10 protein-coding genes are annotated in these 13,081 nt (G+C 53.7%); 6 read left to right on the top strand and 4 right to left on the bottom strand.

What is annotated here, in order from left to right:
- Positions 1 to 61: 61 nt before the first annotated feature.
- Both J6J28_RS07495 and J6J28_RS07500 read left to right on the top strand, forming a co-directional pair.
- Positions 62 to 1,219 (top strand): PQQ-dependent sugar dehydrogenase, encoded by a 1,158-nt coding sequence (locus J6J28_RS07495; RefSeq protein ID WP_335342725.1) that lies wholly within the window; start codon positions 62 to 64, stop codon positions 1,217 to 1,219.
- Positions 1,220 to 1,234: 15 nt separating this feature from the next.
- Positions 1,235 to 3,262, top strand: a complete 2,028-nt coding sequence (locus J6J28_RS07500; RefSeq protein ID WP_301720841.1) for a TonB-dependent receptor family protein — start codon at positions 1,235 to 1,237, stop codon at positions 3,260 to 3,262.
- On the opposite strand, the gene J6J28_RS07505 is transcribed toward J6J28_RS07500, so the two are convergent.
- Positions 3,246 to 4,595, bottom strand: coding sequence for a sigma-54-dependent transcriptional regulator (locus tag J6J28_RS07505; protein WP_301720842.1), 1,350 nt, complete (start codon positions 4,593 to 4,595; stop codon positions 3,246 to 3,248). The two genes, J6J28_RS07500 and J6J28_RS07505, sit on opposite strands and share 17 nt — an antisense overlap.
- Positions 4,595 to 5,914, bottom strand: coding sequence for a sensor histidine kinase (locus J6J28_RS07510; protein ID WP_301720843.1), 1,320 nt, complete (start codon positions 5,912 to 5,914; stop codon positions 4,595 to 4,597). Before J6J28_RS07510 ends, J6J28_RS07505 begins: the two co-directional genes overlap by 1 nt.
- A 175-nt stretch (positions 5,915 to 6,089) precedes the next feature.
- Here J6J28_RS07510 and J6J28_RS07515 point away from each other — a divergent pair, with 175 nt between their 5' ends.
- Positions 6,090 to 6,467, top strand: a complete 378-nt coding sequence (locus J6J28_RS07515; protein ID WP_301720845.1) for a DUF4168 domain-containing protein — start codon at positions 6,090 to 6,092, stop codon at positions 6,465 to 6,467.
- Positions 6,468 to 6,576: 109 nt separating this feature from the next.
- Here the strand turns inward: J6J28_RS07515 and J6J28_RS07520 are convergent, their stop codons facing one another.
- Positions 6,577 to 7,260: a type 1 glutamine amidotransferase domain-containing protein gene (locus J6J28_RS07520; RefSeq protein ID WP_301720846.1), complete on the bottom strand. Its 684-nt coding sequence runs from the start codon at positions 7,258 to 7,260 to the stop codon at positions 6,577 to 6,579.
- Between the two features lie 80 nt (positions 7,261 to 7,340).
- Between J6J28_RS07520 and J6J28_RS07525 the strand changes: the two genes are divergently transcribed.
- The 3 genes from J6J28_RS07525 to J6J28_RS07535 all read left to right on the top strand — a co-directional run bounded on the left by J6J28_RS07525 (position 7,341) and on the right by J6J28_RS07535 (position 10,447).
- A complete protein-coding gene (locus tag J6J28_RS07525) occupies positions 7,341 to 7,838 on the top strand; it encodes a PH domain-containing protein (protein ID WP_301720847.1) in 498 nt (165 codons plus the stop codon).
- A complete protein-coding gene (locus tag J6J28_RS07530) occupies positions 7,831 to 9,345 on the top strand; it encodes a PH domain-containing protein (protein ID WP_301720848.1) in 1,515 nt (504 codons plus the stop codon). The genes J6J28_RS07525 and J6J28_RS07530 overlap by 8 nt, the downstream gene beginning before the upstream one ends.
- Positions 9,346 to 9,448: 103 nt before the next feature.
- Positions 9,449 to 10,447 carry a hypothetical protein gene (locus J6J28_RS07535; protein ID WP_301720849.1) on the top strand — a complete coding sequence of 333 codons (999 nt, stop codon included), beginning with the start codon at positions 9,449 to 9,451 and terminating at the stop codon, positions 10,445 to 10,447.
- On the opposite strand, the gene J6J28_RS07540 is transcribed toward J6J28_RS07535, so the two are convergent.
- A complete protein-coding gene (locus J6J28_RS07540; protein ID WP_301720851.1) occupies positions 10,448 to 13,042 on the bottom strand; it encodes an EAL domain-containing protein in 2,595 nt (864 codons plus the stop codon).
- Positions 13,043 to 13,081 lie beyond the last annotated feature (39 nt).

Raw genomic sequence — 13,081 nt, forward strand, 5'->3', positions numbered from 1 at the left:
TAGCAATCCAATTTCGAACTTCGTCTATAGTAAAGAGAGTCGAAACTAAAAGGAGCACATGATGTTGCAGAAGATTTTTAAGACCTCGACACTAGCACTTATTAGCACTGCTGCACTTTGCAGCACTCTGGTGACCACTTCTTATGCGGCTGAAGGCCAGAGCGAGCGGCATAAGTTTGAGGTGACCACCGTTGCTGAGGGGCTAAGCTTTCCCTGGGGCATCGCTTTTTTGCCCAACGGCGAAGCACTCATCACTGAAAAATCCGGTTCATTACGTCGCGTCGGACTTAATGGCGTCATCAGTGAGCCGATCACAGGTGTTCCCGATGTCGTTTACAAAAGTCAGGGCGGCCTGCTTGATGTGGCATTAGATCCTGACTTTGCCGATAACAGCTGGGTCTATCTCAGCTACTCAGAAGCCGATCCCGAAGGCGGTGAGGGTAACAGTACCGCAGTTGCGCGGGGCAAGCTTTTCGGCAATAACTTACAGGATGTCGAAGTGATTTTCCGCGGCGCACCCAAGTACAAAAGCAACGCGCACTTCGGTTCACGCCTGGCATTTTCTGCCGACGGTTACTTGTTCATCACCCTTGGTGACCGCTATTCCGCTATGGATGACGCACAGACCCTGGATAACCATCACGGCAAAATCGTCCGTATCTGGCCCGATGGCGCGATACCCGAAGATAATCCTTTTGTGAACACAGAAGGGGCCTTGCCGGAGATCTGGTCCTATGGTCACCGTAATGTTCAGGGCGCCGCAATGAACCCCATGACCGATGAGCTGTGGACCATCGAGCATGGTCCTAAAGGCGGTGATGAAGTGAACATCCCTGTGGCTGGCGGTAATTATGGTTGGCCGGTCGCGACCTATGGCGTCGACTACGACGGCAGCATTATCAGCGAAAAGACTCATGTTGAAGGTACGCTGCAGCCGTTCTACTACTGGGTGCCATCCATCGCGACCTCAAACGCAATTTTCTACACCGGTAGCGAATTCCCGGCATGGCAGGGAGACCTGCTGGTTTCGGCGTTGAAAGCGTCCAAGGTTGCTCGTCTGGATCTACAGGACGGCCGCATGATGCACGAGGAAGCCCTGTTTGGAGATGTTGTTGAGCAACGGATTCGTGATATCGAACAAGGTCCCGACGGTGCGATTTATCTGATCACCGACGACCGTAACGGTAAGTTACTTCGCATCACTAACGCAGACGACTAAATTCGGACAACCCTTATGTTTCAACCATCGAAGTTGGCACTGGCTCTCGCAGCCAGTGCCAGTATGGGCTTTTGCCTTAGCGGAACCACCCACGCACAAGAACAGGTCGAGCGTATTGAAATTACCGCTACCCAGCGGGTGAGCGCGCAGACCACACCAGCGGCAGTGACGAACCTGGCAACCTCAGAACAGCTTCCCGGCATGCGTATTGATGCTGCCGAGCTGCTGGGCGGCATCGCAGGTGTGCAGAGCGATTCGCGAGCCAATTATGCACAAGATACGCGCATCACGCTGCGCGGCTTTGGTGCCCGCTCAGCTTTTGGTGTGCGCGGCGTCTTGCTGCGGCTGGACGGCGTCCCCTTAAGTATGCCTGATGGTCAGGCCCAGACCTCAAGTATTTTGCTTGATGAGCCTGACAACGTGCAGGTGATTCGTGGTCCTCTGGCCGCAATTTACGGTAATGCTGCAGGAGGTGTCATCCATTGGCGCAGCCGTTCGCCCCGCACAACTGCCACCCAGGTTGATCTCATGGCAGGCGGCAATGATGCCCAACGGGCGTTCGTGCAGCACGACTGGGTCAATGAAGACAAGGCTTTACGCCTGGCTGGCGCAACCTTTACCACCGATGGTCCGCGTCCGCACAACCGTGCCGAACGACATCAGGTGGCGGCCCGCTGGTACCAGGACCTTGACGAGAATACACGGGTAGTGGTGCGCCTGGATAACAACAATGCGCCGTTTTTACAGGATCCAAGCTCGCTCACGCCTGCTGCCTGGCGCGAGGACCCGACGCAAACCGTCGGCCGGGCGTTCACTTTTAATACGCGCAAACGTATTCATCACCAGCAAGCCTCTGTCACGGTTGAGCATGAAACCCAATCACAGGCCGCCGACATTTCTGCCTGGCGCGGCTGGCGCAATGTGGAACAATACCTGCCGTTTCCCGGCAGCGACCTGAATGGCGACGGTGCCGTGATTGATCTGCGCCGTGACTTCACTGGCGTTGATGCGAACTACCACCTGCGTTTACCGGCACTGCCACAGTGGCAACTGAGCACCGGCGTGCAGCTGGCTGAGCAAAACGACCGTCGCTACGGCTATGTAAACAACTTTGGTGAACGTGGTGAAGTTCGCCGTAATGATGATGGTGAGGTCAGCACGCAATCCGCCTATGCCCTGCTGCAATGGCAACCGCTGTCAGCCTGGCAACTGATGAGTGGTGTGCGGTACAACGCGGTTGATTTTGCCGTCGACGATTATTTTATTATTCCCGAAAATCCCGATGACAGCGGTTCGGCTTCCATGCAACAGCTCAGCTGGATGCTCGGAGCAAACTATGCGGTGTCGGAGCAGTGGTCGGTGTTTGTCAGCCGCGGCAATGGCTTTGAGACACCCACCCTGACCGAACTCGCCTATCGGAATAATGGTACCGGCTTAAATACCCAACTTGGGCCATCGACAAACCAGCAATGGGAAGTCGGCAGTAAGTGGCGCTCAGATGCCTTAGAAGCTGCAATCACCTGGTTCCATATTGCGACGGCCAACGAGATTGTCGTCGACCAGAGCAATGACGGTCGTACCACCTACACCAATGCGGAACAGACGCAGCGGGAAGGGCTCGAGTTGAGCTTTGCCGCGGATCTGAGTCGCACCTGGTCAACCCGAGCAAGTGCCACTTACACTGACGCTAAGTACAGTAATGGTGCCCGCTTGCCCGGCGTAGCAAGGCAACAGGCCTATTGGCAGCTGCGCTGGCAGCCCGGGGCTGATACTCAGGTGCAGCTGGTAGGCGACTACCGGGGTGAAGTGGCGGCGAACGATGGCAACACTGTGTTTGCCCCGGCACACACCTTGTGGCATGTCGCAGTACAAACCCAGTGGCTGTGGCAGGACCTGAAACTGCAACCCTGGCTGAAAGTGCATAACCTGACCGATCGTGACTACGTCGGCTCAGTGGTGGTGAACCAGGGCAGCGGTCGCGCGTTCGAACCCGGTATTGGCCGTGAAGTACAGGCGGGTCTGCGCTTTAACTATCGCTGGTAAGCCAGCGGTACAGCGTGCGGCGGGTGACGCCAAGGATTTTTGCCGCACGCTGTTTATTACCTTCAGTCTCCGCCAGAACCTGACGCACATAACGCTCCTGCACCTCTTGTAAGCTGGGCCAGGCTTCGCCCTCAGCCGGAGCAGCTGCAACAACTGGTCCGCGCTCGCGCAACCGTGCAGGAAAATGTTCGGGCAGGATCCACTCCCCTTCGCAAAAGGTGTAGGCGCGTTCGACAGCGTTTCTCAGCTCGCGAACATTGCCCGGGAAATCATACTGTTGCAGAAGCGCTTTCGCCTCGGCCGAGAAACCAAGAATGGGCTTGTCATTATGGCTACGTTGCTCACCCAGAAACTGCTGTGCAAGGAGCAGCACGTCCTGCTCCCGCGCTCTTAGTGGCGGCACCTCAAGACGAAAAGTCTCAAGCCGATAGAATAAATCCTCGCGAAACTGCTGATGGCGGACCCGCTCTTCGAGATCCTGATGGGTGGCAGCAATGATACGTACATTGACGACCACTTCGGCATCACTACCCACCGGACGCAAGGTACCTTCCTGCAATACCCGCAGCAACTTGGCTTGCAGTGCCATCGGCATCTCACCAATTTCATCCAGCAATAAAGTGCCGCCATCAGCTTCTTTTAACAAGCCCGGCCGGGCTCCTCTGGCCCCGGTAAAGGCGCCAGCGGCGTGACCAAAGAATTCACTCTCCATCAGCTCCGCCGGAATTCCTGCACAGTTAACCGCGAGGAAGGGGCCCGCGGCGCGCTTACTCTGCTGATGCAGCGCTCGCGCCACTAGCTCTTTGCCAGTGCCGCTCTCGCCCTGAATCAGCACCGCACCGTCCGCCTGCGAGATTTGCTTAATGCTCTGAAACAACCGCTGCATGGCCGTGCTCGCGCCCGTCAGTCCACCAGGCCCCGAGGTGGCCTCCTGCGACGAGCGGTAATGTTCGACCTCGCGTTGCAGTTGGTGGTAGTCCAGGACGCGCGCAACACTTACCAACAAATGCTCAAGGTCGAGTGGCTTGGTGAGAAAGTCATCGGCACCACGTTTCAGTGCGTCCACTGCTTGTGCGACCGTGCCAAACGCGGTAATGAGAATAAAGGCTGGAGGATGGGTACGTGTTTTCAACCGTTCCAGCAACTCCATTCCTGAGCACCCAGGCAGGCGGATGTCACTGATCACCAGTTGCGGCTCAAGCTCAGCTGTGGTCAGATAGTCTTCCGCTGAGTCAAAAGCGGAGACCCGATAGCCTGCGCTTTCGAGCTCTTCTTGCAATAATTCTCTGAGCCCCGGGTCATCTTCAACCACGGCAATAGTGATAACAGCCATTAGCTCTCCTTGGTGATTTCACAGGGCAGCAGCACCCGTGCTTCGCAGCCACCCTCAGGGCGGTTTTGCAGGGTAAAACGCCCGGCATGGGCATCAATAATATGGGCAACGATGGCCAGCCCCAGGCCAGTGCCCTCACCGATAGGTTTAGTGGTAGTAAAGGGCTCGACCAACTGTTCAGTTGTGCTCGACCGAGGTAAGCCCGGACCGTCGTCACTGACGACAATGACACAACGATCAGAGCCCGTTGTTTTCACATCGACGCGGACTTGAGCAGCTGCCGCCTGTAGCGCATTTCGCAATAAATTCACCAGCGCCAGCTCCAACCGTGAACCATCAGCATGCACCCGCAATTCTGGCGTGGGTAAGTCCAGGATAAGGTCTGGCGCGCGGTCCGTTTGTTCATGCTGCACGGCGTTGGCCGCCTGCTGTATCAGTGCCGCAAGCGACACCGGCTGCGGCTGGCTGATGGGCGTTCGGCTAAAATCGAGCAGCTGCTGTACCAGCTTGGTCAAACGCTCAACCTGTCCGCGAATGGCGCTCAGCTGACGCTGACTCTCAGCATCAGTATGGCGCTCCTGTAAGCGTTTGGCGCGACCAGCAATGACCGTTAATGGCGCACCGAGCTCGTGCGCCACCCCTCGCGAAAGCTGACCTATCGCTGCCATTTTTTCGTGCTCGCGTAAGCGAGTACTGATTTCCAGTTGCTGCTGTCGCCGGGTGCGGTAGTAACCCAGCCCAAGAATCGATACCAGCGCCAGCGCGACAATACTCCAGGAGACCCAGGCGATGCGCTCCAGTTGCGAAAAACTTTGCTCGAAATCTTCGGCGCGGCGGTTCAGCTGCATAAAACCGATCAGCCGACCGGCGCGATCATTGACCGGGATAAACTGTGAGAACACATCACGCCCGGCCACCTCACGGTAACTATCGCGCTGCTCACCGGTCAGCACCACCTGCTCGGCCAACAGGCTCTCAGATAAATCCCGTTCGGTAACGCCCGCGGCGGCGACCAGCTCACCGTTAGTATCGTAAACCGAAGCCCCATACACTCGACCAATTTCAAACACCGCGTCAAGATGTGCCTGTACCCTCGCAATATCGTCGCTTAACAGAGCATCGCTCAACGGCAATCGAATGGCGCGCCCTACCAACTCCAGATCGTCGCGCAGGCGCTCATCCTGAAACTCGCGCGCCTGTTCAAGAGCCACACCTATAGCAGCCCCCGACAATGCCAGCAGGGGCAACACCAAATAAAACAGAAAGGCACGCTGCCAGCTGGGACTGGCAACACGCTGTAATATGTATCTTTTTGTCACAGTGCTACCTCAAGTAAACGTGACATAAGTATACAGTTTCATGTGCCGGATCTCTAATGGACGATAAAAACACTAATTTTCATAGCCTTATAAATCAATCAAAGTTGGCATAGCTCTTGCTCCCTTACTACTGAGCAAAAAATATAAGTTCATCCGAATCAACAAGGAGCTGATTATGAAAACATTACTACCCACGTTAATTGCCAGTGCAATCTTTGCCACCACGGCAGTGACCGCAGCGCCAATGCAACAGCAAAGCGCACAACAAGGTCCAGCCATGCAGCAACAAGCACAAATCGAAATGACCGATGCGCTGTTGGAGAAATTTTTGGCGGCTATGAGCGACGTACAACAAGTCAGCCAGAAGTACTCGCAGCAATTCCAGAACGCTGAGAATGCAGAAGAAGCGCAAGCGATTCAGCAAAAAGCTCAGGAAGAGATGATTGCGGCAGTGAACGCTGCGGGCCTCAGCCCAGATGAGTACAATGCGGTGATTCAGCAAGTACAGCAAGATCCGCAGTTGCAGAAGCGTTTACAGGAAATGACGCAGTAACACGTTGTGAATACTTCAACACTTGCAGCACGTGTTACAAAGAAAACGCCGGCAATTGCCGGCGTTTTTGATCGAGGTTGACCGGTTAGGGTCAGACGTTATCCAGCGCTTAACTGGCGTTAATTCTTTTCACCAGTGCGCGCGCAACGGCTTCGGACGAAGCGGGATTCTGACCGGTGATCAGTTGCCCATCGGTCACCACAAAGGGTTCCCAGTCACCGGCTTTTTGAAAGTCTGCGCCTAACTCAATCAGCTTGTCTTCAAGTAAGAAAGGCACCACTTCAGTTAAGCCCACCGCGGCTTCTTCGCTATTGGTAAAACCGCTCACTTTACGGCCTTTAACCAGGCTCTCGCCATGCTGATCTTTCGCATTGACCAGCACTGCTGGTGCGTGGCACACGGCAGCCACCGGCTTACCCTGACGCCAGAATCGCTCAATCAGCTGTAATGATAATTCGTCATTGACCAGGTCAAACATCGGTCCATGACCGCCCGGATAAAAAACAGCGTCGTAATCCTCTGCTTTGACTTCAGAAAGCTTCAGTGAGGTTGCCAGCTGATCCTTTGCATCGCGGTCATCAAACAACCGAATCGTTGCCGGCGTTTGCGCGTCAGCCTGTTCGCTATTGGGATCGATCGGAGGCTGACCACCATTTGGTGTGGCAATTGCTACCTCGGCACCACTATCTTTGAAGAAGTAGTAGGGCGCAGCAAACTCCTCTGCCCAGAAGCCGGTTTTCTGACCACTTTCACCAAGTTCATCATGTGAGGTCAAAACCATTAAAATTTTCATGGGCTTACTCCTGTCTTTTTTCGAATGTATCTAGTTTAATGGGGATCATTCATCACCAATTCAACCAAAGGTGTCATCAGATGTCGATTGCGTGGCTCGCTCCAGAACCTTCTTATCGTTCGTACTTACAGGTACGGTCGCTTATCTCCATGCTGATCATCGCAGCTATTCTGATCACAAGTTACTTTACCGGGGTTTATCCTAAAAACGTGGTGCCCCTCTGGATCGCAGGCCTGGCATGGACCTTGCTAACCCTGTTTTTTAGCCTGTTCTTCGCCTCGCGTCGTTTTCTATTTACCGCTTATGCGCGCACCAACGAAGGTGTGCACCTGAAACAGGGTGCGCTGTTTCGTCGAATTCGCGCCGTACCCCTGAACCGTATTCAGCACGTTGAGTACAAGCAGTCGTTCCTCGAGCGGCTATTCGGCATTGCGCGTCTGGCTATGTACACTGCCGGCAGTGGCGGTGCTGATTTAACTATTCCAGGCCTATTGCCGGATACCGCCATGCAACTCAAAACCGAACTGCTGACCACTATCGCTAACGAGCCAGATAAAGGCGAAAGCAATCATGAGTGAGTTAACCTGGCAACGCACCCCGCTGATCACCATTGCGTTCTTCCTCTTTAAACAATTGAAGCAGCTGGTGACCAATATTTCGAATTTAATTCCGGCTTTTGCTGCAATTTTCGTCATTGGTAAGGATTCGGTGTGGGTTCTGTTTGGCTTAGCTGGCGCTTACTTACTGTATGTCATCATTAGCGCGGTTCTTACTCAGCGCTTCTTCCTGTATGCCATCGCCGATGATGCGGTGCATTTGCGAACAGGGATTTTTAACCGTAAACACCTCACCCTCAACTACGAGCGCATACAACAAGCCGAGATTCATCAGGTCTGGTACTTCAGACCCTTTAAGCTGACGGTGTTAAGTGTCGACAGCGCGGGTTCGGCAGGTAAGGAAGTGCAAATCCCGGGGCTCAAAATGGAGCTGGCGCAAGACTTACGCCAACGCATGCTGGCGGAGAGCGTCAGCCCCTCCGGCCAACGACAAGAGAGTGCAGCTGCAGACACCAAAGAAGATGCAGCCCGAATCACCAAACATTTCCCAGTGGCAGAGATCATCCGCGCCGGTATCATCGATAACAAATTATTTGTGTTGCTCGCCGTACTGATTTACCCCATCAGCCAGCTCGATTTACTGGAAGACTATGTGGTGCCCTGGGTGCAACAACATCTTGCCTGGTTCAACTCAGAGTCGGCATGGATCATTGGCGCAGGGATTGCCGTAGGCAGTCTGGCGGTGCTTTTTCTGGCTGCTATTGCCGTCAGTCTGCTGACCTACCACGATTTAACCCTAACCATCGAAGGTGAGCGTTTCCAGGCGAAATCCGGCGCATTATCGATTCGCACCTTGAGCTTTCGCTACCCGAAGCTGCAGGCCGTGTATGTTCGCCGTAATTTACGTGCCCGCCTGCTGCAGCGCAGTGTCGTCACGGTAAGTCAGTTACAACCCCGCGCGGCACAGGGCGGCAACCCAGCCGCTCAGCAATTTACCTTACCCGTGGTGGATGCAGCGTTTTTTGCTGAGTTTCGCGAGCAACTGCGACTGCCGCCCGCCGCCGAGGTCAACTGGCAACGACTTTCGCCGCTGGCGCTACTCGGCTCGAGCCTGTGGCTCGCCTTGCTCGCTCCTGTTATTGCCACCCTGTTGTTCTTCGCAGCCGAAAGCGGCTGGCCGGGCATCGCTGCTACCTTGGCCGGATGGATTTTAATGCAGACAATGGTAGTACTAAGCTGGCGCAATTACGGTTATAGCTTCGTTAGTCGCACCACCACGCCAGCTGAACAATGGTTTGTGGTCAGACGCGGGATCTTCAGTCGTAATGAAAACTGGTACCCACGCCGTAAAGTACAACAGATTGATGTCCAGCAAGGGCCCTGGTTACGTTTACTAGGTTTTTCGCATTTGATTTTGCACACTGCGGCGGGTAGCGAAACACTTCGTTATCTGCCAAGTGAAAACGCGCAGTCTCTGCAACAGCAGTGGGTCGACGAAATCGCCAAAAATTCACACAGGTGGATGTAGACGAAACAGTTTGTAACGCTTAAAAAGTGCACATATACTCTAAATTTGCCAAACTTTACCTCGGTCAACGTTTAGCAACAGACCCCAATTTGAGGATATCCTCATGTACAGTGATGAAGACTTAAACTCAGCCGTCAACGACGGTGTGTTGCAAGAACAAGATGTAACCGCATTTCGAAATTATATGCAAAAACAGCGCAGCACTCAGTTTCAGGACGAAGAACACTTTCGTCTGGTCAACGGCTTCAACGACATTTTCGTGGTTATCGCTGCAGTTTTAGCGTTAGCTGCGCTATGGACTCTCGGCAACATTGTTGCTCCATGGTTCGGCGGCGCATTGGTCGCTGTGGCCAGTTGGTTACTTGCTGAATATTTCACTCGCAATCGACACATGGCGCTGCCTTCCATCGTTCTACTTCTCAGTTGTCTGACGGGCGTCTTCGCCGGAGTTTTAGTGACCGGACTAGAAACCTGGGGCGATGTGGCTATAGTTCCGATAGTCGCTTGCCTGCTAACGGCTGTTGTCGCGACCCTTCATTGGTTCCGGTTTCGAGTCCCCATCACATTGACGGCGTTAGCCGCGGCCGGTATTGGAAGCGTAATTATGCTTGGCATGTGGGCATTCGACTTCTCCGAGGTTGCCACTAAAATCATCACTTTAGTGTCCGGACTGGCGGTATTCTCATTGGCTTTAAGCTGGGATCGCAGTGATCGTAAACGCCAGACCCGTCGCTCAGATGTCGCGTTCTGGCTGCATTTATTGGCAGCGCCACTTATTGTACACCCAATTTTTGTCACCCTTGCCCAAGGGGACTTTAGTGTGGGCCTAACTCAGGCCGGTCTAACGATTGTGCTATATGTTGTTCTGGCTCTGGTATCCCTCATTATCGACCGCCGCGCACTTATGGTATCAGCTTTGTCCTATGTGATTTACGTCTTCAGTGCATTACTCGATAGCGTCGGGCTAGTTGATATCAGCACCGCTGTTATCGGATTAGTGATTGGTAGCGGGTTATTGCTGATGTCGGTGTTTTGGCATCCATTGCGAGGCGCACTGATGAAGTTTATCCCGCAGGGCATAGCCCAGCAGCTGCCTGCATAATCATTCATCGGTGCTTTTCGCAACTTGCAGAGACGTACTTAGTTGGTCGACCCAATAGTCAACGGGTTGTGGTCGGCCAAAGTAAAAGCCCTGGAATTTTTCGCAGCCTAAGTCGCGCAATGCTTCCGCCTGGGCTGCGGTTTCTACACCTTCAGCAACGACTTCAAGTCTCAGGCTTTGGCCGAGTCCGACAATGGTTTCAATAATCACCGCATCATTCATATCAGTGAGTACATCGCGGACAAATGACTGATCAATTTTTAACTGGTAAATCGGCAGACGTTTAAGATAGGCGAGGGACGCATAGCCCGTGCCAAAGTCATCCAGCGAGAACCTGACGCCAATTTCCCCCAGCTTAGACATGCGCTTGACGGTCATATCGATGTTATCAATGAGCATATTCTCGGTAATTTCGAGTTCCAGTTTGCCATGGGGCACCTGATGTCTGGCCATGCAGGACTCCACATATTCAACAAAAGTAGCCTGGCGAAACTGGCGCGGACTGATATTGATGGCCAGTTGCAGCTTACTCAGCTGCCCATCAGCCGACCACTTTTGCAACAGCTGGCAGGCTTGCTCTATAACCCAGTTACCAAGGGGAACGATGAGACCGCTGCTTTCCGCGACTGGGATGAACTCTGCCGGCGGCACCTGACCAAATTCCTCATCCTGCCAGCGCAACAATAACTCCCCACCCGTCACCACGCCGTTGACATCCACCTGAGGCTGCAGATAAAGCTGCAAGGCAGACTCCTCGATGGCGGAGCGTAAAGCGTCTTCCAGATGCAGTCTGCGGCTGATGCTTTGCTGCATCTCCGGGTTGAACAAACGAACAGAGCCACTGCCCAGCGCCTTGGCCTCTGTCAATGCCAAATCGGCGTTTTTGATTAACTCCGCCGCGCCATTGTCGCTATCAGAAAACATACTGATACCTATACAGGCCGCAGTCGTATGAAAACGAGACCCCAAATCGACAGGCTGTTCAATCAGGCGAACCACCTCGGTGGCCAGCCTGCGCGCCGATAGAATAGCTTCATTTCGATCCGGCCCCAGATCTTCGAGCACCAGCACAAAATCATCCGAACCAAGTCGCGCCGCACAGTCGGTTTCATCAATAATGGCTTCCAGCCGTTCGGCAATCGTCGCTAATAACTTATCGCCAAAAGCGTGCCCTAAAGTATCGTTGATTAGGGTGAAGTCAATCAGATCGATGGCGAGCACCGCGCCCTCATAACCCGTGCGGCGATAGCTGGCGACGGCATGCTCAAGCTGTTGCATCACCAGTTTACGATTTGCCAGCCCCGTCACACTGTCATAATAAGCCAGCTGATTCAGCTGCTCCTGTATTTCAATGTGCTCGGTAATATCGGTGGCAATACCGCACAAGCCATAAATGCGTTCGTCGGCGTCGCGCAGCGGTATTTTGACCGAAAGAAACTGCCGTTGTTCACCCTTTATGGTGCGGCTGGATTCTTCATCAACAACCCGCTCGCCAAATTTTATGACGCGCAGGTCACGTTCGCGGAGATGCTCTGCGGTCTTCGTCTCAAAGACGTCGAAGTCTGACTTGCCGATAATTGATTGCTCTGTTTCTCCGACCAGTTCACACACCTTCTTATTGGCATAGCGGTACTTCAGTTGCTCGTCTTTAATGAAAATAAAAGCTTCGACAGAGTTCAAAATCGTATTGGACCGCTGTTCACTTTCCAGCAGCGCACGGGATTTCTTTTTCACCTGATGCCGCAGCGCAGCAACACTCAGTATGGCTAACAACAGGACGGCTAATAGTCCTGGCAGCAGCCACTTGGAAAGTGCTTCTTCCTGATCCGGGGCGTAAACGCCCCAGTTTTTCATGACTTCTTGATAGGGCGAGTCGCTCGCCTCCCGCCAGTCTGCCAGCCAGCGATCGATGCGACCCACCAGTTGTGCCGCTTCTGGGTTAGGTGCTGCGGCAAAAAACAAGCGACTCGGCTGAAACATCACTGGTGTGGCCTCAAAGCCAAGCTCTCTGGAACGCTTGTCGCCGTAAAAATGGTTCACTGCGACGACATCAGCGCGTTTCCCCAGCACCGCCGCAAAGCCTTCATCGAAGGTCCCAACGGGCACGAGCTCAACGTGGATACCAAAGTTAAGAGCAATAGTATTTAAATAGTTTTCCTGCACTGAGTCACGCAGCACGGCAACCCGCAGGCCATCTAGCTCGAGTAAGGTTTTCAGTACCTTAGCGTCTTTGGAGTAAAGTTGCGACCAGCTATACAGCACCGGCAACTCGTTAAACACCAGCTCCTGGTTACGCGACTCGGTGAGTGCGACATCGGGCATCAGATCGATCTGGCCAGCGGCCAGCAAGGTTAGGCAATCACTCCAGCGACAGGGAACAACTTGGATCTCCCAGCCTTCTCTTTCGGCGATTTCATAGAGGAGATCACCGAAAATACCGGAAATTTTACCATTTTCGCCGATTTGGACTTTAGGAGTGTTCTCGTATGCGCCAACTCTGACCGTCGTTGTTTGCGCGTGTGCGCCCACACTCAACCCGAACCAGCAAAAGATGCCGATCAAGCCTGCGCGAAGCGCCTTCGAGTTTATTAACATTTAATGTCCATAACTGAATCCCTGACTACCCTAGGTATA

It is taken from the genome of Pseudidiomarina terrestris, from assembly GCF_030466375.1.
Classification (GTDB): domain Bacteria; phylum Pseudomonadota; class Gammaproteobacteria; order Enterobacterales; family Alteromonadaceae; genus Pseudidiomarina; species Pseudidiomarina terrestris.